Source organism: Lacipirellula sp., assembly GCF_965279485.1.
Taxonomy (GTDB): domain Bacteria; phylum Planctomycetota; class Planctomycetia; order Pirellulales; family Lacipirellulaceae; genus Lacipirellula.
Genome location: NZ_CBDIIC010000002.1, coordinates 4,260,952 through 4,285,275, shown reverse-complemented (window position 1 = coordinate 4,285,275; position 24,324 = coordinate 4,260,952). Strand labels below are relative to the sequence as shown.

Below are 24,324 nucleotides of genomic sequence, written 5' to 3'. Positions count from 1 at the left end.
CCGGGCGGAGCCCGGGGCTAGGGTAAACGTCACGCAGTGCGATGTTTGGCAGCTACTTCCGCTTCTTCTTCGCCGGCGCCGGTTCGTGGATGCCGTAGAAGATCGCAAACAGCACCGGCGCCACGATCAGCGTCAGCACGCACGCGAACGACAGGCCGAACATAATCGCCACGGCCATCGACGCGAAGAACGGATCTTGCGTCAGCGGGATCATGCCGAGCACGGTCGTAATCGCGACCATCATCACCGGCCGAAGCTTGGCGACGCTGCCGCTGAGCAGGGCCTGGTATGGATCGGCGCCGCGCTGAATCTCCTGGAAGACCTTGCTTAACACGACGATCGAGTTCTTAATTTGCTCGCCACCAAGCGACAGGACGCCGAGCAGGGCCATGAACCCGAACGGCATCCCAGTGACTAGCAGTCCGACGGTCACGCCGATGATCGCCAGCGGTGCAATCAGCCAGATCACCAGCGTCGTGCGGATCGAGTTGAACAGGCAAACGACGATCAGCACCATGAGCGCCAGCGCCGCGGGGAGCGACTTGGCGAGGGCCGCGCGGGCGTTGCTTGAATCCTCATACTCGCCGCCCCATTCGAATGAATAGCCGGCGGGGAGTTTGATCTTCTCCACGTCGGCGCGAATGCGGCCAAAGAGTTCGCTCGGCAATCCGCTGCGAGGATCGGCGTGGACGGTGATCGTCGGGAAGCGGTCGCGACGCATCACCACTGGATCTTCCCAGCCGACTTCGACCGACGACACGACTTGGCTGAGCGGAATCATCCGGCCGGCCACGGGACTCCAAATCTGCATGCTGCGCAGCGCGTCGACGTTGTTCCGCTCGGCGAGTGGCGGCCGGGCGACGATCGGCAGCAGCCGCGTCTCTTGCGGGAACAGGCCGCGGTCGGCGCCTGGCTCGCGGAAGAAGCCGACCGGCCGGCCTTCGAAGCCCGACTCGAGTGCGCGGGCCACCTCGACTCGCGTGATGCCGTTGCGGCGGGCCTGCAGTTCGAACAGGTCGGGGCGAATCACCTTCTCGCGTTCGCGCCAGTCGTGCCGGACGCCGATCGCGTTGCCGTCGTCTTCGATCGCTCGCACCGCGCGATCGGCGAGGCGTCGCAACACGGCGGGATCGGGCCCTTGGAAGCGAGCTTGCACGCGGCCGCCGGCGCCGGGACCGAGCAGAAACTTCTTCGCCACGGCGTTGGCGTTGGGGAAGCGTTCGTCGAGTTCTCTCTGGATGTCGAGAATCAGTTGGCTGATGTCGGCCGGATCGGTAACGTCTACCAGGAACTGCACGTAGGCGCGGTTCTCGCGTTCGGGCGAGTAGACGAGCATGAACCGCAACCCGCCGCCGCCAACGAAGGTCGTGACGTTGCTGACGCCGGGCTGTTCTTGGATGTAGGCCTCGATCGCAGCAGCGGTCGACTCGGTTTCACGGATGTGCGTCCCCGCTGGCAGGAACACGTCGACCATAAACTGCGGCCGCGTCGCCGGCGGGAAGAAGCTTTGTTTGACGTAGCCAAAGCCCCACAGCGAGGCGATGAACGCCACTACAGAAAGGACCATCACCAAGCCGCGCCAGCGGAGCGAAAGTGCGAGCAAATTGCGGTAAGCGGTGAAGATCGGCCCGCCGTAAGGATCGGACTTGTCAGCCTCGCCGGCGGCCGTGGGAGCTTTCGGCGAGAAGAACATGCTGCTCAACAGCGGCGTGATCGTGATCGCTGAAATCCAACTAAGCGTCAGCGAAATGCAAATCACCCAAAAGAGCGAGTTGCAGTACTCGCCCGTGCTGTCGTTCGAGAGCCCGATCGCCGCGAACGCGATGACGGCGATCGCCGTGGCGCCGAAGAGGGGCCATTGGTTGTAGAAGACTGCCTCGCGGACGACCTCCATCTTCTCGCGGCCGGCTTCGATGCCGACTTTGATTCCCTCGATGATGATGATCGCGTTGTCGGTGAGCATGCAGAGGGCGATGATCAGCGCCCCGAGCGAGATCCGCTCCATGAGGATGTCGCCGTCGAGGAACATCACCAGGAACGTCGCCATGATCGTGAGAAACAAGACCATGCCGATGATCAGGCCGGTCTTCAGCCCCATCGCAAACATGAGAACGATGACGACGATCGCCACCGCCTTGATGAGATTGAAAATGAAGTCGCTGGTCGCCTCGGTGACCGCTTCGGGTTGGAAGTTGATCTCTTCGATCTCGATGCCGATCGGCTGGTTCCGTTTCAGCTCGTTGAGCTTCGCACGAACGGCTTGGCCCATCGTAACCACGTTGCCGCCCTGCACGGTCGAAATGCCCAGGCCGATCGCTTGCTGGCCGTCGTACTTCAGGATCCGCCGCGGCGGATCGCGATCGGCTCGTTCGATGGTCGCCACATCACGCAGAATGAGTTGCCGGCCGGAGCGGTCGGAACCGATCACCAGTTCGAGCATTTCGTCGGCGGAGTTGAAGCCTCCTTTGGGGTCGAGCGGCAAATGCTCGTCGCCGACCTGGACCCGCCCGCCGTCGGCGACGACGTTGCGGGCTTGCAGTTGCGCGTAGATTTCTTCCTCGTTGAGCCCGAGCTGCGCGAGGCGATGCCGCGAGAGTTCGAGGTAAACGAGTTCTTGCTGCTCGCTGAAGAGGTCGACCTTCTTCACGTCTGTTGCGAGCAACAGTTCGCGGCGGAGAAATTCGGCATAACGGCGAAGTTCCTGCTGCGAATAACCTTCGCCGGTGATCGCGAGGAAGATGCCGTAGACGTCGCCGAAGTCGTCGATCACCATCGACTGCCCACGGGCGCCGGGGGGAAGCTGCGGCTGGGCGTCGGCGATTTTTCGGCGAAGTTCGTCCCAGACCTGCGGGATCGAATGCTTATCGAATTCGTCCTTGATCACGACGCTGACCACCGAGCGACCACGCGACGATTCTGATTCGACCCGCTCGAGCTGGCCGAGTTGCTGGACGGCGATCTCGATCGGGTTCGTCACTTCGCGGGCGACGTCTTCGGCGCTCGCCCCGAGGTAGGGGGTGATGACGAGGGCTTCTTTGATCGTGAATTCGGGATCTTCGAGCCGGCCCATCCGTTGGTAGGCGATGATGCCCCCCACGACGATGAGTAGCATCGAGACGAACGCAATGCGATTCTTTTGAACGGTGAGGACGCCAAGATTCATTGCGCGTCCCCCAGCTGATCGCCGAGGTCGCGGACTTGCATGCCGTCGCGAAGTCGCGAGGCGCCGGCGATGGCAATGCGGTCGCCGGGCGCCAGGCCTGCGACAATTTCGATGTCGCCGCCGGTAGCGTCGCCGAGTTTTACCACGCGTTTGGCAACCTTGTGCGCGTCGCCATCGTCTTCAATCACCCAGACAATCTGGTCGCCGGCGTCTTTCTTCACCACGGCCGAGACGGGGACGAGCAACCGATCGCCCAGCACGCTGGCGCGGCGGAAGTCGGCCGTCACCGTCGCGGTCATGCCGGGCAGAATCGTCACGTCGGTCGGGGCCTGCATCGCGGTGCGAACTTTGAATGTCTGCGTCGTCGGGTCGGCAACTTGGGCGATTTCGCGAATCTCGACTGGGAAGCGGAGGCCGGGGGCGCCGCTGAACTCGGCTTGCAGGTCGATCACGTCGGCCGTGCGAATGTCGGCAGCCATCACCGTTTCGGGAACATCGACGACGACTTCGATTTCTTCCACATCTTGGAAGCGAACAATCGGCTCCTTCGCACGGACGTTCTGCCCCTCTTCGACGAACCGTTGGGCAATAACGCCGTCATACGGGGCGACGAGCGTGGCGTCGCTTAGTTGCAGGGCCGCTTCGACGACGCGACCTTCGAGCCCGCGGACCGTCGCCGCTTGGGCGTCGATATCTTCCTCGCGGCCGATTGCTCCCTTTTCGAGCAATTGCACAGCGGCTTGATACTCCTCTTGAGCGACTTGATAAGCAGTCTCGGCGATTTCGTACTGCGACCGCGAGACGGCGCTGTTGCGGACAAGTTGCTCGAAGCGGCCGTACTCAGCGCGAGCGTTGGCCATGCGGGCCGCGGCGGCGCGGACTTGCGACTCGCGTCGGAGCGTTTCTTCCGGGCGTTCGCCCGATTGAAGCCGGCGGAGGACGGCGCGGGCTTGGTCGAGCTCGCCTTGCAGCTGAGTGAGACGAGCCTGGAACTCATCCTGGCGGAGCTCGCCGATGACTTCGCCCTTCGCAACGCGCTGCCCTTCCTTCACCGGGAACTTCACCAGGACGCCGGGGACCTGGAAGGCGAGTTCGACGCGGCGGGCGGCTTCAGCGACGCCAGGGAAGATGCGCGTCCGCACATCGCCGCCGGCGGCGATGACCATCGTCTTCACGGGACGGATGGGTTCGGTGCGCTCGGCGACAGGCGGGGTGCAGCCGATGGCGATTGCTGTGAGGAGCGTGAGCAGGACGCACATGGGGCGGAACCGACCGTGGGTCGCTCCGGCGGGTCGTTGACCCGCGGCTACTGAGGGCTTCATCGCTATTTGTCGTGATCTCGTCGTCATGCTTGTTTTTGGCGACATAATTGAGGAGTTATGTCAAGTTGCGTCGTAGACAGTCGTTGTAACTTGTTACAGAAGCAGGCGCCTGCGTTGGGAGTACGTGACGCAAGATTTTGTCGCCTACCATTCGTAAAATACGTCAGAACGACAACTTGCAGTGACGCTTGCCCCGCCGCACGCGCACAGGGCAACGTTTCGAGCGCCCGCTCGTGTATGCAACAATCACACACCCTGAGCATTACAGATTGAGTGGCCGTTTTCGAGTGGTAAGTTTGGCCGTTTTGGTTTCTAAGACAAACTCTCCGGCGAATTGGCAAAGAAACATCGAAACGACGTGACGGGCGGTCGCGTCAATGAGCACACTGGCTGAGCTTGGAGTCTCCATGCGACGAATTTTGGTGTTGGGCGGCGGCTTCGCGGGACTATGGAGCGCGGCCGGAGCGGCGCGAAAGCTGGATGAGCTTGGCATCGGCGGCAAGGACGTCGAGGTGACGCTCGTCAATCGCGATGCGTACCACAGCATTCGCGTTCGCAACTACGAGGCTGACTTGGCGGCGACGCGAGTGCAGCTGCGCGAGGTGCTCGATCCGATTGGCGTGCGGCTCGTCGAGGGCGAGGTGCGGGCGATTGACTTTGCACGACAGGCGGTCGACGTGCAGAGCCCCGGCAGAGTGGTGACGCTGGAGTACGATCGGCTGGTGTTCGCGCTCGGGAGCGAGTTGGTAAGGCGGCCGTTGCCGGGGTTTGCGGAGTTTGCGTTTGATATTGATACGTATGGGGGGGCGGCGCGACTTGAGTCGCACCTAAGGCAACTGGCCGCTGAAGCGGCCAGTCCGAGAGAGGGGATTGAGTGCTGGACGGTGTTGGTCGTGGGGGCGGGGCTGACGGGGATTGAGGCGGCGGCGGAGCTTCCTGGGCGGTTGCAGGCGTTGCGTGAGGCGAGCGGCGGGCAGGGCGGGGAAGTGCGTGTGATTTTGGCGGATCATGGAAATCACATTGGGTCGGACATGGGGGCGGCGGCGCAGCCGGTAATCTCAGAGGCGCTCGCCGCAGTGGGCGTCGAGACGCGGACTGGGGTGCGCGTGACTGCATTAAGCGCCGCCGGGGCGACGCTCGAATCGGGCGAGCTCATTCCTGCGGGAACGATCGTGTGGTGCGCGGGGATGCGGGCCAATCAACTCACCGAACTTTTTCCTGTCGAACGCGATCGACTCGGTCGGCTGCCGGTCGACGAGTTCCTGCAAGTGAAGGACATGCCGCACGTGTTCGCTGCCGGCGACTCGGCGGTGGCGATGATGGATGAACAGCACGCCTCGGTGATGTCGTGCCAACATGGCCGGCCGATGGGGCGGTTCGCTGGGCATAACGTCGTGTGCGACTTGCTCGGCCTGCCGATGTTGCCGCTGCGGATCGATTGGTATGTGACCGTGCTCGACCTGGGGCCCTGGGGGGCGCTCTACACCGAAGGGTGGGATCGGCATGTCGTCGCAGTCGGCGCCATGGCGAAGGCGACGAAGCGGACGATCAATTGCGAGCGGATCTATCCGCCGCGGAACGGCGATCGGCGGGCGATTCTGGAAGCGGCGGCGCCGGTGGTGCAGCGGCCGCCGGCCTATCAATCTTGAAACGCTACTGGTCGCTGAAGCGACCAGTCCGATATTGGCGAAGCATGACGCTCGCTAACATTAAGTAGACAACGCCGTATCCATTTGGTTAAATAGCGACACTGGCGTAAAATTTATATGTTCGCGGAAGGCTGCAGATACTCGCACCGCGACATTCTGACTACTGCTTAGCTACTTAATCACACCAAGCTAATCGGCGGGCGATGACAGATACTGAACTCCTGGCCGAGCAACAACGAATAAGTGCACGGCTCCATCGCGGCGTGATTTTTTCAAACGTCTGGCTGTGCGGAATCGGCTCACTTTACTCTCTCATCATCGGCATCGACGCGCTGCGGGCAATTCGCCGCGCCGACGGCATGCTCTATGGAAAATGGCGGGCCTGGTGGTGCGTGAGCGTTGGCGGCCTTGGATCGCTGTTTCTAGTGTGGTTCGCATTGACGCTGACCTTGCATATGTGCGGCATTCGTATCCGCTGAAAGAAAGTCGCATCGCAAGCTGAAAAAAGCTGCTTCGATCACAGCGCCTGGCGCGACTTCCAATACGCGATCACGGCGACGGCGGTGATTGCAAGGCCCGGGAGGGCCGGCGTGAGATACCACCACCAGAGGACGCCCGCGGCGGCAACGGCGGCGTAGGGCCAGCGACGCACCGGCAGCGAGATTGTTTGCGTGGCAACCGGGTGCCGCCAGACGAAGCCAATGGCGGCGACGAGCGCGAAGGCGCCGAACCAACGGAAGAAGGGAAGCGGCTCGCGCTGCGGGGCAAGCTCCAACGCGCCCTCATCATCGCCCTGAAAGTAGCTTGCGCCGAGCGATTCGTTCGACCAAAGCGCGCGCGAGTCGGTTGACTTGGCGGACTCTTCAGCGGCGGCCGGCCGTTTGTCGAAGCGTTCACGGAGCCGCGTCCAGGCCTCGGGGTCGTTCGCACCGGCGTCGGCTAAACGATCGAACCAGGGCTGCCGCCAGAGTCGCAGTTCCCATTCCGCGAGTTGCGACGCCAATGGGTAAGCGTCGAGGAAAGCTTCGATCTGACCACGACGAGCTTCATCGGCAAAGTCGGCGGCGGCGAGCGGTTTGGCGGCGCTCGTCGATTCGATTGAGCGGCCATCGACGACTTGCCACAAGGATCGCTGCGGCGCGAACGTACGGCCATCGACGGCGACTTGCGGGACGGGGAAATGGCGCGGCGCCGTTGTTCGCACCCGCGGCAAGCGGTAGCTCAGCAAGAAAACTCGCGGCAAAAATCTGGAACCGGCAGGCGCTTGCCAAACGCCGTCGGCAACAGTTGGCGCCGCTTGTGGGACGCCGTCGACGGAGGCGTACTCCAACTTGGCGCCCGCGGGTAGCGTGATGCGGCAAACGTCGCCGCCGCCCGCTTGGACAATCAGTTGCGATTGCGCCACCGCGTGGCCCGCGGCGTCGATTTCGATGTGATTCTCTGCCAAGCGATACGCGGCTACGCGCATCGCATCGGGGAAGACGCGCTGCTCAGCAATAAATCGCTCGCGCAAGACGCAATAGGCTTGCGGCGGTTTCTCGCCGCCCAGCGTCGCGGCGAGCTGCTTCGGCAACCGCTGCGGCTGAAGCCCGCGGAGCGTCCATTCGGCGGTCAGATTGCCAGCGGTGGGAGGGAGCACGAGAAACGCTTGTTGCTGCTTGGCGTTTGCGATGCGGAAGGAGGGAAAACGGATGCGTTGATCTGTCTCGAGCGACACAGGACCTCGAACGCGCACCGCGAATGATTCACCTGCCGCAACCGGGGCGGGCAAGCGCACCTCTAGCAATTGTCGATCGGGGTCGGCCGGCAGATCTCGTACCAGGACGCGCCCCCCTTGATCAGCTGTAAAAGGACCACGCCAATTTTTGCCGACGATCAATTCGATCGTATCGACCAAGCCGCGGCTCGCCTCGCCTTGCAGGCGGCATTCGGCTACGGTTTCGGCGGGATCGAGTTCGAGCGTCAGCAGCGCATCGGCGTCGAACTCGGCGTTGTTAGGGCTGATGACGAGTTCAGGAAGCGCCGCGACTCCGCGCACTAGCGTGTACTGGCCGACGAGCAAGCCTTGGTTCGAATCGACTGGCGCGGGCGTCAGTTTTGGCGGCGGCGCTTGTTCCGCCCAGTCGACCAACAGATCACTAGCGCGGAAGAGGAGTAGATCGATGGGAGCCGTCGGGCTGGCTTCCAGGCCGATACGGGGAATCTGAGCGCGCCGCTCGATCGCGGGAAGCGTGCCGGCGTCGGTGACTGCAGCCGTCGGCGGCGTGGCCATGATCATGTCATGAAATCGACCCGCGACGCGAATGACGTGTGGCTCGGTAAGCGGACGGCTCATGAACAATTGCAACTGGTCGGGCTGAGGTCGCGCCCACCGGACGGGAACGTCGCCGCCGGCCCCGTCGAGCGTCGCGGAAACTTGTTCGATCTGCAGCTCAGGCGCGACGACGAGGCGGTGAGCTAAAAGTTCGCCGCTTAGCACGGCAATCGCCGCTGAGTAAACGACGCGCACATCGTGTTCGTCGCAGTGGAGTTCGAGCGACTCGCGCGATGAGAACCGGGGCGGGGTCGGCGTCACGTCGAGCGACCACTGCGGGCTGGCCACCGAGGCGGCGTATTGCAGCGCCGACGCAGAAACCACCGGTCCCCACAACGGTTCGAGTTCGGCCGGACTTACCGGCGCCAGCCCCGCGGCGGCGTTGTCGCGGACGCGAAGCCGCGGATCGGCGATCACCGCGAAATGTCGCGAGCGGATGTTCATTCCCAGGACGTCGACCCACGGGAAGTCGATGCGGCCGACCGAGAGCGCCCGTTGCAACTGAAATTGCAACGCGACGGTTTGCGGCAGCGTCGCGGCAGCGCGGAAGCGGAGCTCCACAAGTCCCGGCTGATTGGCGTCGATCGCCGAGCCAGGCGAAATTTCGAGCGGCGAGCCTTCCGGCAACGGCAGTAGCTTCAACTGCGGCGAAGCGAGAAGCCGAATCGCATCGACGGCGCCCTCGCCGCTGAGTCGTAACCGAACGTCGAGGCGAGCCGTCGCCGGGTCGACTTCCAGCAAAGAGAGTTGTTCGACGGCGATGGCCGCACCATCGTTGGGAAGCCGCGCCGGCCAAGCAAGGTCGAGAGTCTCGGCAGGCGACAGCCGCAACAGGGTGCGTGCGGCGCTCGATTCGCTGGTGACAAGCGTCGCGGCGGTCGCGTGTACGGCCACCAGTCCGGCTGGATGGAGAACCTCGAGCGTACCGCCTGCCAGCGGGGGCACGGAGAGCTGCAATCGCGAAAGTTGCGCCGCTGAAGGCGATGCTCCGATCGGCGTCAGCCGTGCCGTGAGCTCATGATCGCCCGGTTTCCCCAACGTGAAGGCAACAGCGGTTCCTGCAGCGTTCCAACTCGGCGTGATTGGTTGGCCGTCAAGGAGGAACTGAGCGGGGTCCCACAAACCATCGGCAGCGTGAAGCGGAAGTTCGACGGACGCATTCGCGCGACGCGACTTCCAACGGAAACGCATTGCGACGCGGGTGGCGGCGATCTGGTTGATCCCTGCCGACGGTGCGAGTTCGACTTGGTAACTAGCATCGACGAGCGTGGCGAGTTCGACGACGCCGGCCGTCGTCGGCAATAAGCTGGCGGCCATCGGCGCGGGTACGTACACGTCTTCGCCGACAGGCTGCCCTTGGGCGTCGACAGGGAAGAAGACTTGCGGCGGCGTAGGATCGATCGCGTCCTGGGCCGTTGCATTTGGCGCGGCGAGCGCCAGCCAGCCACAGGCGAACGGCAGCAGAACCGCCGCGCGGACCAGAAGCGAGCGGTCGGACTCGCGACGACGCTGCCGCGTGAGGAAGCTAACCGATTGGCGGACGACGGCGCCGGTGAGAACGCCCAAAAACACCGCCTGCGGCAACGGGACGAGCGCCACTGGAATCACCAAACAAATCGCCGCGACGCCTGCGGCGAGCGTGACGACGCCCCGTCGCGAGCGAGCCCACAGCCACGCCGAGGCCACGGCGGCGGTCAGCCAAGCGACGTGCCAGTTGGCTTGCTCGCCGCTAATGAGCCGTAACGTCACCGGCGCGGGATGATCGACGAAGGATTGCGTCAGTGTCGTCCAGCCGCCGGGTGCGGCGAGTCGGGTCGACGTGGCAGGTATCATCGGCGAGGCGGCGTCGACGTGCGCCAACAGCATGCCGTCGTACCAGCGCTCGCCGCCGCGACCCGATACGGGGCCGAACAGTCTCGCGAGCCAATCGTTTGCTGACGCAACCGCAGAGCCCCGGTCGGCGTGCTCCGCTCCTGCATCGGAGGCGCCTTGGGCTATTGCGTTGTAGGCGGCCGGCCAACGCAGACTCCAGGTTCCTCGCAGGACGGGGAACGACGCCACCGGTAATGCTGGCTCAACTTGAGCGCGACGCTCGAGCGGTGCGATCTTCTTTTCCAACTGCACGACGAGCGATTGGCGAGCGGCAACGCCTGGAAGTTGAAAGCGGACGCGCCGCGAGCCGGCCGTTGGCGAAGCGACGAGCGTGTGACCATCGACCGCGACGGAAACAAACGCCGCGCCGGCGGGCGCTGTGAGCTGGACGTCGGTCGGTTGCGGCGACTCGATTTCGTAGACAATGCGATGACTTTGCGTGCCGTCGGCGAGTTGCTGCGTTTGTACGTCGCAACTCCACGCGATCACGCCGGCGGCTTCGTCGCTATCAGTTGGCGTCGCAGCCCCTTCGGACGTCTGGAGTTGATTCGCCGCGGCCGCTGTTGCAGATTCGGGCGTGGGAGTCGCCGGGGCAGGCCGAGCAGTGAACGCGGGGCCGTCGGCAAGCAGCATCGTGGGATCGTCGCCCAACCGTAGGCAAGCTAGCGCTGGCAACTGACCATTGGCTGCGGGCGGCAGCACCGGAGCCGCCACGGCGCCGCGGGGATCGACCTCGACCGCTTCCGCGCGGCCGCGGAAGATCGCCCACGCTTGCCAACTCTCAGCATCGGGGAGCGATAGTTGATTTATTGCGGCATCTGCGGCTACGGAACTCCGCCAGACAACATGGAATCGAAACGGCGCCGTACGGGCTTGTGGAAGTCTCACGCGGTACTGAACGGGTGCCTTCGCCGCTTCCGCGGCGCCGCTAGGCGGAGGCGCCGTCGCATTGGCGATCGGCTCGACGACGAGCGTTTCGCCGGATTCGAGATTCCACTGCGCGTCGGCTGGAACGGGCCGCTGGGCAAGTAGACGCAACTCGACGAGCGCCCCGGCGAGCGGTCGACAGAGGAACTCCGCTCGCTGCTCATAGCCGGCCGCCGCGGCGGTGAGTTCGAGTCGTGCTTCGGCTGCGAAACGGGCCGCCGTTGAGGCGACAGTGAGTAGTGACGTCGGATCGGCGTCGTCTAAGTGGAGCAATAAGCCGCCGCTGGCGTCGCCCAGTAGCGGTTGGGCGTCGATTGGCAACGCCGTCGCCGTCGCGACGGAGTCAGTGAGTTTGGCGTCGGGGACGATCTGATTGCCGCGGCGATCCTTCGCGAGCAGCCAGCGCTCGTCGCCCGCACCTGGAAGTCGGACGAATTCAAGTTCGCCGAGCGTCGCCATTCGCGTCCAGGCCCGCCATGGTTTGCGGGCGGAAATCGTGATCGTCAGCGGCTCGGCGGCAGTTGGGGACCGCCGCAGTTGCAAATGGAGATGCCGGTGCTCGCCTTCCTCGACGTGCCACTCCACGATCCCATCGGCAATCGTGCCCTCGACCGACTCGATGTTCCAATCAACGGCCAATGGCGCGACGACGTGAAACGTGCGCCCCGCTTCGGCCCAGAAGACGGCCCGGCAGCGAGCAACGATCTCGCGATCAGAGAATTCGGCGGTGATCGCGCTGCGGCAATGCTCTGATTCGCGATGGTCGCCAATGACGACCTCGGCCACCGCCGCGGACGACCACGACTGCAGGCGGTAGACCTCGCCGGCAGCGCCGCTGCCGACGCCAACGACATTAAGCAAACTGCATTCGCGCGGCGCGATGGCACGCAGCTCAAGCGCCGGATCGATCCACAGCGTCGTCGTGCCCTCAGTCCAAAAAACTTGCTCCGCCACGATGTTGGGGAGCTGCCACGACGACTCGAAGGTCGCAGCAGCCGCGGCGCGAATGGCCACGACCAGCGGCGCCTCGGCGACGCCGCTCGGTCGCGCCGGTAACGTAATTGCCATCGCGCCAGCGTCGTCGGGATCGCGCCGCCACTCGACCAATTGTCGATCAACGCTGATCTCGGCAATATGGAGCGTCGGCGGGACTTGCAGACGCAATTCAGTGAGCGGAGTTCCACGCTGCTGCAGGCGGAACTCGCCCTCGTAGTCGATGCCGTCGGGCGTAACGTGATAGGCCTCAGTCATTGCCGCCAGCGGCAGCGAGTTAGTTGCATCGAGCGCTAGGGTTGTAGTGGCCGCTACGGCGCGATTGATACGGAGACGATGTTCGACGCCGCCGGTAAGTTGGAAGACCCAGCGTTGGCTTCCGCCGGGCGTTGCCGACGGGCCCCCGACCAATTGACCGGTGGAGAGCACAGGCGTGGCGCCTGCGGGTAACTCAAGCGTTAGGCGCTGCGTGACGGCACTGGGGAGTTGAAGCAGGTACTCGAGTTCGTTGACTTGGCGTTCCGCGGCGATTTGCCAATCGATCTCGACCGCTCCGCTCCGTTCGACGAGCAAGCCGTACTTGGCGGGAACTCCAACCGCCGCCGTCCACAACCCGATCGTGGCAGGCGACGAATCCGCCGCAACGCCTTGCCAGCGCGCCCGCAGCAGCACGGCGTTCCAAGGCGCGAGCGAGAGGATCGCGGGCGTCTTGGTCTCGACCAGCCTCACCGTCAGCGCCGCGGAGCCGGTGAGAATTTCCCCCTCCGTCAAACGGGCTGTGTATTCCACAGACTGCAACTGCGCACCGCCAACTCGTCCCAACTGGCGTCGCTGCTCGGCCTGCTCGACAAGCCGCTCGAATTCCTGCCGTTCGATGGGCAGGAACTGAGCGCCGCCGGTCGGCCAATCGGCAGTGCGATCGGCCGGCACGAATACGCGGCGGTACTCGATCGCCGTCGTTGAGGAAGCGTGAGGCGCTGCACCGACAGCTGGCTGAGCGCGGGCGGAGTGCTGCAACGACGCCGTGAGCGCCGCGATCAACGTCAGCAGCAACCAACGATGCGCGCAGCTCATGGCGACGTCCCGCTGACTTGGCGCGTCGAGCCTGACGTGGTCGCGACGATGGAATCGTCGGGGCGTTCGCCGAGCCATGGCTGCGTCGCCGTCAGGCTGGCGACGGAGCTGGGCGGGGCAGGGGGCGCCGAGCGGCGGATACGAACGTCGGCCAGCAACCAGCGAGTTAGCAACGAGACGATCGTGAACGTCCCCCCCAGGAAGATCGCCTGCACTAGCATGACGGCGGCTTCGGGGTAGGCTGCCAGCGAGGCGACGGCGGCGATGATGGCGGCAAGCCAGAAGCCCGCAGTGCGTCCCAGATTCGTATAGAGAGCCACCAAGCCGACGGCGAGCGCACCAGCGCCGGCGGCGATAATGAGCCACGCACGGCGGACGAGTTGCACATTGGCGGACTCAGGCGAATCGAAGGCGCTGTAGAGATACTCGTTGGTCGATGCGGGAAGTTCCGGCGCTGAGGTCGCGCTGGTCCATTCTTCAAGCTGGTCTTGGCCCTGCGTCGGTTGCCGACCCCAACTCCATTCACGCCAGCCAAGCTTGTATTCGCCGTTCATGCCGGAGGGAGTCGAGACGACGGCCATGTCGCGCGGCACGATGAGTTGCCAAAAGAAGGGACGCGTCCCTTGTACGTTTTCCATCAGCGGGAAGCTCGCACTAAGACCAGTCGTCGCGGCGATCCGCTGAGGAGCGTGCCGGCGCAACTCAAGCGTGTGCGCCTGCGAACCGTCGCCTTGCGGCAATACGACCGTCAACCGGGCGCCGCTGCGATCGGCGGGAATCACCTGGCCATCGAGCACCGCTTCCAACGGGCGGCCTTCAAAGTCGTCGGGAAGCACCAGTTCGACCTGCGGGGCGCTCGTGCGGAATCGGTAGACAAAACGATCTTGCCGCTGCCCGCCGACGACCCACGTTTGCACCCAGGTGGCGTCGCAACGAACTTCAGCCGGCGTCGCGCCAAGCGAAGGTTCCAATCGCAGCGAGAGTTCGCCGACAGGTTTCGCAGCGGAGGCCTGCAGCAGCGCCGGTTGCAGGTCGACGCCCACGCCGGTCGAATCGGGTGCGATGGCGCGCCATGGCTCCGTTTCGGCGTCGGACCACAGGGCGATCCGCGCCTGCCCGGCCGGTGAGACGATGTTCGCACGAGTGGCAGCGGGCAACGCCGGGATGGCTAGCGGCAACGTGATTTTTGCACGACCCGCTTGTTGCGATTCGTCGATCGCGTAGATCGAACGCAATTGCACGACAGTTCGACCCACGGTCGGTCGCGGGAGTCGCACGACGAGCCGGCGATTGAGTTCCATCGCCGCCGCGGTTGCGGAAAGCGGCTGAACCTCGAAGGCCGTCGCCTCCAGCGGCTGACCGTCGAGCAGAAGCTGAAACGCGGGATTCGACGACAAGGCCACTGGGATTGTCGCGGTCAGCTCGCTCGTTGGTTGGAAAGCGATGTCGTAACGGAGGCGCTGTTCGACCTCCAAGCGACCGTCGGCGAGCTTCCCCTCGATCGTTGAATCAACGGCGATCGATTGCTCGCGCTCACTGACGTCGATGGCGACGCGCGGCCGATCGACGAACGTTTGGAAGCGGCGGGCGGCGGCGTCGCGGCGGGCGGCAGGCGCGGGCGGCACAGCTGCGTTAGGATCGCCGGCAGGCGTTGTTGCACCCGCTAAAGTCGCAGCAGGCGCGGTCGCTCCGCCAGATGCTCCATTCGATTCCGCGGGGCTGATGCCATTGGAATTATCGACCTGCACGGTCGACCGCCAAGCGTCGTCGCAGGTTACCGACAACAGGCCCGGAAGCGTATAGGCCTCTAGGAGTTGCGGCAGCGGCAAATCGTGCAGTCCCAAGCCCGCTTCGCGGCGGAGGGTGAAGCGGACTCGCGTCTGCTGGAGATCGGACTCTTTCAGCGGCAGCACCAACACGCCAGCGGGCGTCACATGCTGCTCGATGAGATCGATGACGCCTCCCGATTCGATAGGCTGCTCGGTGAGTTCCCAGCCGCGCAAATCGGCCCGCAGTTCGAACGTGCGACCGCCGAGGAACTGGTAGTCGAGCGTCACATCGAGCGTAGCGCCATGGCTGCCGAGGTTCATCGCATACGTCGGCGTGACGCGCACCTTCCGTTGCCGCGGTTGCGTGCTGATCGACAGTTCCCAATCAGCGCCGGCGCCGGAGAAGGCGGCAAGCGGCGCGGGCGTTCGCAAGTTCTCTGGGAGCTCCAACGGATCGATCTGTTCGATCCGCCCCTCGCTATGAAAGTCGGCGTGAAGGGTTTCGTTGATGCGAATCGCGAGCTGATTCCGCTGACGAAACGCGCCGACCACCTCGAACGGAGTCGCGGTCATGGGGGCTGTCGCGTCGGCGCCGCCAGTTTGCTCCGCGACCAGCCGCACTGGCGGCGGAGTGGCGGAGGGCTGGTCGAAGCGGACCTCTACCAGCGATGAGCCATGCCGACCAGTGGTCGACGCGATCGGAATTAGTTCGTAGCCAGCGCCGGCAGGAAGCGAAGCGGCTGCGGCCCCGCGTGGCAAGCGGATGCGGACGCGGTCGAGCGGTTCGCCGAAGCTGCGGAGCGCGACGACCGCTTCGTAGGTGATGCGGCCCGGGTCGATCGTTGCCGTGGCGTCGACGCCGGCGCTCAGCGTGGCGGCGCGATCGAATTGCTCGACGACGCGCGGGCCCCAGCGCAAAGCGAGCCGGCCTTTAGCTCCTTCAATCTGCGAAGTGTAGCGGCCGTCGTCGGCAGTGACAGTGGAATGAACGGCCAGCTTCGGCGCTTCGATCTCCACTTCGCCCGACGAAGTGAAGTCGACGTGCGACGTCGCCGCGGTGGGGAGTTCAACCTCCAGTTGGCGGCTGTCGCCGTCGCGCTGCATGATGAGCTTGCCGGTGAGCTCGATATCACGGCGGTCGCCCGGTTTCCCTTGGATCCAGGCGACGTAGCTTTGGCGTACGGGGTCGAACAAGATGAAGTCGCGCGAGTCATCGCCGACGAGCTTCCACTTGTCGATGATTAGCGTGCCAAGTTGCAGCGGCACTTCAACCCAATCGTTCGACTGGATCTCAACCTCGATCTTCAGCTTGATGGCAACGAAGTCTTCTTCGGCCGTCGCGTCGGCACGGAGGTCGAGGAGCGCGAACTCTGGCTGGCGCACTTCGTCTTGCTGGCTCTGGGCGGCCCGCCACGATTGGAAGAAATCTTCGTAGCGATAACCGAGGACGCGGCGGAGATTCCCGTTCGCGTCGGGAAGGAAGAAAACGTCGGGGCCCGAGGCGCTGGGAGATGGAGTCGTCGGAAGGACGGTCACGGCAGCCGGAGCGGCAACTGGAGGAGCCGCGGCAACCGGCGGCGGGTCAGCGTCAACAACGGCTGGCGTCGTTTCTGGAACTGCATCCTGCGCGCGCAGCGGCAACGAACCGACTGCTAGCACGAATGCTGCCAGGAGTATGCGTAACCAGGGCACGTCGAAGCGACCGTTCAGGGACAAAGGCGAAAAGGGCGGCAGCTGGCTATTCTACGGCGAAAAGAGTGTCGCAGTTTGGGAAGCGGCAGCCGAGCGACGCGAAAAGAGGGGAGCGTCCCTCCATTGTAGGCAGCAGCTAGCCAGGTAAAAGCGTTCGCCTTTGCGGCGGTGGGCCGCAAAATGTCGAGAAAATCGACGTCTGCCGCCGATTGCGCCGGCTGCGACGGGCCGTGCAAGGCGTCGCTGGCGCCTTAGACCGGCCAGATGTAAGCGATTCCATTGAAACAGGTTGCGGCGTTTTACTAACCGATGAGCGGCAGCAACTGTTGGTGCAGTGGGGTCGAAGAGGCGGCCAGGTAATCGGCCCGGACCAGATCAAACGGCCGGCCATCGGTTGCGGTGACCGCTCCACCGGCTTCGCTCACCAACAGCACCCCCGCGGCCGCATCCCACGGGTGGATTTCATGGGCCCAGTGGGCGTCAAGTCGGCCGCAGGCGACGTAGGCGAGGTTTAAGGCCGCCGAACCAGTGCGCCGCATCGCCTGGCAGAGGGGCCCCACCTGCATAAACGCCCGCAGATCGAGCGAAATATCATCAAGCCGCGGCGGGAAGCTGACCGCTACGAGCGATTCTTCGACCGTTAGGGCGGAACTGGTGCTCATCGACTCCCCGTTGAGCCGGGCTCCGCCACCCAAACTGGCCGCGAACGATTCGTTTCGCTCGGGGTCGTAAACCACGCCAGCCAAAAGCTTTCCACCACTGGCGACCGCCACCGAGACGCCGTAGTAGGGGAGGCCATGGGCGTAGTTGATCGTCCCGTCGAGCGGATCGACGACCCAGCAGTAGGGTCGATCGAGTTGCTCCATCACGGGGGCTTCCTCGCCGAGGATCCCGTGATCCGGAAAATGCTCGGCAATCACGGCCCGCACGGCCTTTTCCGAGGCGTAATCGGCGTCGGTGACGAGATCGCGGGGGGCTTTCTCGCGGGTTTTGAATCGGCCGCGCCAGGCGATGAGTTGCTCGGCGCCGGCGCGGGCGGCGAGTTCGCAGACGGCCAACAATTCGGCGGGGGTGGGGTTCGCGGCGTTCATCGGCGGAAATGCACCTGTTGGCAAGACTTGACGGTCGGGATACCTATTTTGACGCAAAACCTTACGGGTTAGGAAGTAGCGATTATTTATAGCGAATCTCGTGCGGTCTCCCGAAAAATTCCTGCGGAGTCTCGCGACAAAAAGCTGGACATGAGTATTGGACCGGGTATGATCACAGTGAACGAGGAGGATGTGGTTGGAAGTCTGTTCAGCATAACCATTCGCAGTGATGCGATAGGCAATTGACTGATCTTCTTTATCCCCCCACAACAGACAACCGGCCTCTTCTCTGTTCCGGCCCCGTCGCTTCACTTCGGTGAAACGGCGGGGTTTTTTTTGGTCTCGCGCCGCGCGGGCCCTCGCGTTGGGGAAGGGGAGTCGCAAAATGAGTGGCGACGAATCCAACTAATCCAATCGGCCCGGAGCAGGCGATGGCGGAGACTTTGCAAAGCGGCGGCGCGACGCGTTCAGACTTTTGGGAACTCGACGGCCATCGCGCCATTCTCCACACAGGGCGACTCGTCGGCATGATCGACCTAACGCAGCCCGCGCGCGGGCTGACGGCGATTCGCGTCGACGGGGCGGCGATCGTCGGCGCGCTCATGGGCGTCGACGTCACGTCGTCGGAGACGCGCGGCACATCGCTCGATGAACCTTGGACGATTGCCGATGCGTATATCCGCGGACGCGATTTAGTCGCGACCTATCGGGAGCCGTGTGAGCAGCCGTTTAACCTGCAACTCTACTGGCGCACGATCGATGCGGCAGATGGGACGCCGACGCTCGATTTGATCTGCTCGGTACAGACGCCACTATGGGAAGCCCACCCGCGCGTCACTGTTTGTTCTTCGGCATTCAGCCGAGGGGCCGCGATCCTTGGCGAAGGACTGTCGTGCTCGAACGACTCGGGCGTAGCGTATCTCGAATCCACGCGCCCTGGAGACTTCACCTCCGCTGCGGCGCCGAGCGATCCGCAATTCAGCGGAGCGCTCTGGAACTTTGGGCCGCAGTTCATGGAAAAGGGCGTCATCCGCCGGCTGCAGGTCCGCGGCATTTTTAGCAGCGGCGATGCGCGGAGTGAACTTGCGAAGCTACGTGCGCAACTCACGGCGGAAGAGCCCGCACTCACTGCTTAAACGCGAGTTCGAGGAAGCAACGATAGCCTACTTCATCGCCGTCAGCTCCAGCAGCGCGATCTCAGGCGGGCAGCGCCAACGCAACGGCGTCTCGCCGCTGACGCCGCGGCTGACGTGCAGCACTGTGTCGCCGCGGCGAAAGACGCCGCAGGCGTACCGGGCGCCGTGGATACTCGGGCTCGCGACGACGCCAAGAATCGGCAGCTGAATCTGCCCCCCGTGCGTATGCCCCGCGAGCACGAGGTCGGCGTCGACTTGCCGCCCCCAGGCGATCCGATCGGGCGAGTGGACCAGCGCGAGTCGGAATTCCTCCACCCCTGCGCGACGGGCCGGCAACTCGCCTACCTTCGGCCCCGGCAGCCACGGGGCTTCGTTCCCTAGCATCGTCACGGGGACGCCGTTCCAGTCCGCTCGAATCGGCCGGGCGCCGACGTGAATTAGGCCCGCGTGCTTCAGTTCTTCGAGCGTACGGCGAACGTCGATGAAGACATCATGATTTCCGAGGACAAAGTAGACCCCGAGCGGAGCGCACAGCTTTGCCAGCGATTCGTGAATCCACTGGTAGCACGCGTGCTCTTCGATGATGTCGCCCGTAATGGCGATCACATCGGGCCGCAAGTCGTTCACCTGCCGCACCATGTAATCGAAGAACTCTTGCCCCACGTCGCCTGTCATGTGGAGATCGCTGAGGTGGACAATCGTCAGGCCCTCCAGCTCAGCCGGCAAACGGGGAATCGCCAGCTTCTTACGATCGATTGAGAGCGACATCGCTTCATTGAACGGTAGCGCCGCGAGCAACCGAGACTTCAGCGAATGGAGCGGAGCCCGACCGAGGGCTTTGACCACGTCGCGGCGATCGGCCGTCCAGTTGCGAAGAACAGTTCGATCGTAACGCTGTGCTTCGACCCACGGCTTCACAACAAACGCCCCGGCGCCGATCGTCGCACAAATCCAGACGTAGACGCCAACAGCGTCGCGGACGGCGAATGGGTTGAACGTCGCGTCGCCCCGCTGCAAAAATCGTTGAACCACGAGCACAATGATCGTGATGCCGCCGATCCCCGCGAGCGGCACGATCGCTTTGACCAGCGGTCGCGGGAAGCCATACCCGTGCAGCCGGTTCGCGACGCCGAGCCAGAGCAGCGCATGCCCCAACCCAGCGACGACCAGTCCGGTCCAGACGAGAACGGCAGTCATGAGCGGATGCGGCTAAGGGTGAATGAAGTTCGGCGTGCCCAAACTATAGCATTCTCTGGGTAGCCGCTATATGCCGGCTGGCGCAGGCGAAAAAGCGATTCGCGGGGAGCCAATCGCAGCAATTAGTCGTCCGCAAGCAGAACGTCCGGAGGGCCCTGCTTCTGCTGCTCTTCGATCGTGTGTTCGATCGCCGAGACCAGCTGGTCGAGGCGGAACGGCTTGTACAAGACGAACTTCAACCCTTCGCGGCGGGCTTTGACGATCGTGTGGTCGCGATCGTAGCCGAAGCCGGTCATCAGCACGAGCGGGACGTGATCGGTCACTTCCCGCAACTTGAGCAGCAACTCGTACCCGCTCATGTCAGGGAGGCGAATATCGGAGATGATAACGTCGTACTTCTCGGGGGCGACGTTACGCACCATCGAGCGGGCTTCGGCGCCGTCGTGGGCGGTCTCGATAAAGCAGTGGTAACGGTCAAGCAACTCGTGGGCGGACGAGCGAACGGCCTCGTCGGCGTCGACGACCAGAATGCGACGGCCGGCGAGCAGCGGGCGGGTCTCCGCTCCGAGGGTCGGATGGGCCTGGGCCGGCGCCATGTTTTGGCCGACCTTCTGGATCACGCGTTTGATGTCGCGAGCATTCCGCAGGATGTGCTGCAGGCGGGAAGCGATTTCGGGGTCGATGTTGGCAGAACGCTCCATGATGTTCACGGCGTCGTTCAGGATGTCGTCGACCGGCAGGGCAACGGCGGCGTGAATCGCTTCAACGCTGGCGGCGGCGACGGCGGCCTTCTCCGCAGCGAGCAATTCCAGCGTGTTGAGCGCCATCGCCACGTTGCGGGCGAAAATCTCGAGGAACTGCTGATCGCTGTCGTCGAAGGCGTCGCTTTCCGGGCTTTCAACGTTGAGCGTACCGATAACCTGTTCTTGCAGCAGCAGCGGCACGGTGAGAGAGCTGCGGCCGCCTTTACACCCTTCGAGATAGAGGGGGTCTTCCGTCGCGTTGCCACAAATGTAGCTTTTGCCGGTGGAGGCGACGTAACCAGTAACGCCGTTGCCTTCTTCGGAGGCTTCCAACTGGCGGACGGCAGCCTCGGGTTCCATACCAACCGCCATCAGCGGCTTGAGGTCGCCCGTTTCCTGGTCAAGCATCCGGATCTCGATGACGTCGAGATGGAGCACGTCCTTCATGCAATGAAGGATATTTTCTTTGAGCAGGGCGACGCGCTCGTTGTAGTCGAGATCGGCGACGTCGTCGGGGGCCAAGTCGCCGAGTTCGTTGCCGGCCTGGTGGATCGCTTCGAGCTTCTGCTGCTGCAGCATCTCGGCGGTGACGTCGTGTACCGTAACTACCAAATGAGTCGGCGCCTCGCTCGAGTCGAGCAAAGGCGCCGCGTGAAGCCGGTAGTAGCGGTTGTCATTACAGCGGAGGACCGAGGCACTCGACTTCCGCGTCGACAACGCCGTGTGGAAGGGACAGAAGTCGGGCCCCAAAATCTCCGGGCTGCCGAGAACCTGGTAAAAGTTCTGCCCCAGAACGCCGTTCCGTTTGGTCCACTCGCTGAGGCGGCCATTGCCCCAGACAACGCAATTTTCGGAATCGAGCAGCACGACGCCGTCGGGCATTCCCTGAAGGATGCGGTCGTTCTGCAGGAGGCGGCCGACGTCGCTCGCCTCGGAAAAGTGGTCGGCGTCGACGAAAACGCCGGCGTAGTCTCCTCGGCCCATCAAGGCGAGAGCCTTGAGGGTGGAGTCGAGAGGTACGATTTCTACATCGTCTCCAAGCCGCTCTTGGAGATGCAGCTGCGCATCTTGGGCGCCGCCGAGATAGAGAATCTTCGTCCGCTCTGTGGCTGCGGCGTTGGTGGACGCCGAGCTTTTCGACGCTTGAGGTTCAAACACCACGCTAATCCAAGGAAGGGGCGTCTCGTGGATGCTGCGAACCAGCGGCGAGGTGCGGGGGTGGGAAAAACTCGCCGGTTTAACTTTGGTCCACTAGAAGTATAGAGTCGGCAGGCGCCGGCAACAAGGTTGACGTAGACGCTGCAAACGTACGACTGCACCGCGTGCAACGAGGAAATTGTCTCCAACGGCCCCCGCGGGTCCCCGCGAGGGCTGCACCTCGGGGGTGGAATCCCGTACAATTGCGGCCCCGCCCCTCTGCGCGCCGTCAACTCTTGGCGGCGCGTTCCCGCGTTTTCTGAGACCGTTTTATGGCCCGTAGTCGAATTGTCGTCCCGCCGTCGCACCTTCGAAATGTGGCGATCATCGCCCACGTCGACCATGGCAAAACCACCCTGGTCGACAAGATGGTCTACCAGTCGGGCCTGTACCGTAACGAGGAACTCGACAAGCTCGCCGGCGGCCAGCACGGCCTGATCATGGATAGCAATGATCTGGAGCGCGAGCGCGGCATCACGATCCTTGCCAAGAATTGCGCGGTGGCTTACACCGCCGCCGACGGCGAAACCTACCGCATCAACCTGATCGACACCCCAGGCCACGCCGACTTCGGCGGCGAAGTGGAGCGTGTGCTCAACATGGCGAGCGGCACGCTGCTGGTGGTCGACGCCTACGAAGGCCCGATGCCGCAAACGCGGTTCGTGCTGCAGAAGTCGCTGGAGCGCGGCCTGAAGCCGATCGTCGTCGTGAACAAAATCGACCGCCCCGACTCGCGGCCGAATGAAGTCGTCAGCGAAGTCTTCGACCTGCTGGTCGACCTCGACGCCCCCGATGACGTGCTCGATTTCCAAGTTATCTTCGCCTCGGCTCGCGAAGGCTGGGCGACGGCAGATCTAGCGAATCCCAGCACTAACCTGATCCCCCTGTTCGAATCGATCGTCGGCCACGTTCCGCCGCCAGACAAGGCCGACCGCGCCCGCGAGCCCCTGCAGTTCCAGGTAACGTCGCTTGATTACTCCGAGTTCGTCGGCCGGATCGCAATTGGCCGCGTTCACGCCGGCGTCATCAGCAAGCGTCAGCGGATCGCGGTGATCGACCACCTCGGCGAGGTGACGCGGAAGAACGTTGTGCAGCTCTTGGCGTTCGAAGGTCTGGAACGCGTTGAAGTCGACGAGGTCGCGGCGGGCGACTTGTGCGCCGTCGTCGGCATGGAGCCGATCGAAATTGGCGACACGATCGCCGACGCCGACCAACCGCACGCCCTGCCCCACACGCGGGTCGATGAGCCGACCCTCCACATGATGTTCCGCGTGAATGACGGCCCCTTCAGCGGTCGCGACGGCAAGTTCCTCACGAGCCGCCAAATCGGAGAACGTCTCGAAAAAGAACTCCGTTCGAACGTCGCGCTTCGCGTCGCACCAGGTCCGACGCAGGAGCAGTTCCGCGTCTCCGGCCGCGGCATGATGCACTTGGGCATTCTGATCGAGAACATGCGTCGCGAAGGGTTCGAACTTTGCGTTGGCAAGCCGCAGGTGATCTATCGCGAAATCGACGGCGTGAAATGCGAGCCGATCGAGCAACTCGTGGTCGACTGCCCCGACGACTGCCAGAGCGCGGTGATGGCCCTGCTCGGCGACCGCCGGGCCGAAATGGTGAAGATGGGCCATCGCTCGTCGACGAGCGGCTTCATTCACATGGAGTTCCGCATTCCCGCTCGCTCGCTGATGGGCCTCCGCAGCCGGATGCTCAACGCGACGAAGGGGCAGGCAATCATGCATCACACGCTACTCGGCTACGAGCCGATGAAGGGCGAACTCCCTAAGCGTCAGCTCGGCGTGCTGATTTCAAACGAATCGGGCTCGGCAACCGCCTATTCGCTCGACGCTTTGTACGACCGCGGCGTGTTCTTCGTCCGTCCGGGCGAGGATTGCTACCTCGGCCAAATCGTTGGTGAAAACTGCCGTGCCGGGGATCTGGTCGTCAACGTGGTGCGCGGGAAGCAGCTCACGAACGTTCGCGCGTCGGGCAAGGATGATAACGCGAAAGTTCGCCCCGTACGGGAAATGTCGCTTGAGTCGTGCCTGGAGTACATCGAAGACGACGAACTCGTCGAAATCACGCCGAAGAACATCCGCATGCGGAAGACGCTGCTCAATGAAAACGACCGCAAACGCGAATCGCGGAAAGCGGCGACCGTCGAGGTCTAACTTCGACGTCCGCAAAT

At 63.7% G+C, this 24,324-nt stretch carries 11 protein-coding genes; 4 read left to right on the top strand and 7 right to left on the bottom strand.

Going from position 1 to position 24,324, the window contains the following annotated elements; genetic code table 11:
* Positions 1 to 52: 52 nt before the first annotated feature.
* Positions 53 to 3,163 (bottom strand): efflux RND transporter permease subunit, encoded by a 3,111-nt coding sequence (locus tag ACQY7R_RS24660; protein WP_428308209.1) that lies wholly within the window; start codon positions 3,161 to 3,163, stop codon positions 53 to 55.
* Positions 3,160 to 4,485: an efflux RND transporter periplasmic adaptor subunit gene (locus ACQY7R_RS24655; RefSeq protein WP_428308208.1), complete on the bottom strand. Its 1,326-nt coding sequence runs from the start codon at positions 4,483 to 4,485 to the stop codon at positions 3,160 to 3,162. The genes ACQY7R_RS24660 and ACQY7R_RS24655 overlap by 4 nt, the downstream gene beginning before the upstream one ends.
* Before the next feature lie 407 nt (positions 4,486 to 4,892).
* Here ACQY7R_RS24655 and ACQY7R_RS24650 point away from each other — a divergent pair, with 407 nt between their 5' ends.
* Positions 4,893 to 6,134: an NAD(P)/FAD-dependent oxidoreductase gene (locus ACQY7R_RS24650; RefSeq protein WP_428308207.1), complete on the top strand. Its 1,242-nt coding sequence runs from the start codon at positions 4,893 to 4,895 to the stop codon at positions 6,132 to 6,134.
* Positions 6,135 to 6,337: 203 nt separating this feature from the next.
* Positions 6,338 to 6,613, top strand: a complete 276-nt coding sequence (locus ACQY7R_RS24645; protein WP_428308206.1) for a hypothetical protein — start codon at positions 6,338 to 6,340, stop codon at positions 6,611 to 6,613.
* Positions 6,614 to 6,651: 38 nt separating this feature from the next.
* On the opposite strand, the gene ACQY7R_RS24640 is transcribed toward ACQY7R_RS24645, so the two are convergent.
* The 3 genes from ACQY7R_RS24640 to ACQY7R_RS24630 form a co-directional block, all read right to left on the bottom strand.
* Complete coding sequence (locus ACQY7R_RS24640) at positions 6,652 to 13,314, bottom strand: hypothetical protein (RefSeq protein WP_428308205.1); 6,663 nt, start codon at positions 13,312 to 13,314, stop codon at positions 6,652 to 6,654.
* Positions 13,311 to 16,775 (bottom strand): hypothetical protein, encoded by a 3,465-nt coding sequence (locus tag ACQY7R_RS24635; protein WP_428308204.1) that lies wholly within the window; start codon positions 16,773 to 16,775, stop codon positions 13,311 to 13,313. Before ACQY7R_RS24635 ends, ACQY7R_RS24640 begins: the two co-directional genes overlap by 4 nt.
* 302 nt (positions 16,776 to 17,077) lie before the next feature.
* Positions 17,078 to 17,866, bottom strand: a complete 789-nt coding sequence (locus tag ACQY7R_RS24630) for an inositol monophosphatase family protein (protein ID WP_428308203.1) — start codon at positions 17,864 to 17,866, stop codon at positions 17,078 to 17,080.
* A 431-nt stretch (positions 17,867 to 18,297) separates the two neighbouring features.
* On the opposite strand from ACQY7R_RS24630, the gene ACQY7R_RS24625 reads away from it, so the two are divergent.
* Positions 18,298 to 19,002: a hypothetical protein gene (locus ACQY7R_RS24625; protein WP_428308202.1), complete on the top strand. Its 705-nt coding sequence runs from the start codon at positions 18,298 to 18,300 to the stop codon at positions 19,000 to 19,002.
* A gap of 27 nt (positions 19,003 to 19,029) precedes the next feature.
* Here ACQY7R_RS24625 and ACQY7R_RS24620 read toward each other — a convergent pair whose 3' ends face one another.
* Positions 19,030 to 20,199, bottom strand: coding sequence for a metallophosphoesterase (locus ACQY7R_RS24620; protein WP_428308201.1), 1,170 nt, complete (start codon positions 20,197 to 20,199; stop codon positions 19,030 to 19,032).
* Between the two features lie 122 nt (positions 20,200 to 20,321).
* Positions 20,322 to 22,100, bottom strand: coding sequence for a response regulator (locus ACQY7R_RS24615; RefSeq protein WP_428308200.1), 1,779 nt, complete (start codon positions 22,098 to 22,100; stop codon positions 20,322 to 20,324).
* Positions 22,101 to 22,411: 311 nt separating this feature from the next.
* Between ACQY7R_RS24615 and typA the strand changes: the two genes are divergently transcribed.
* Positions 22,412 to 24,307 carry a translational GTPase TypA gene (gene typA, locus ACQY7R_RS24610; RefSeq protein WP_428308199.1) on the top strand — a complete coding sequence of 632 codons (1,896 nt, stop codon included), beginning with the start codon at positions 22,412 to 22,414 and terminating at the stop codon, positions 24,305 to 24,307.
* Positions 24,308 to 24,324 lie beyond the last annotated feature (17 nt).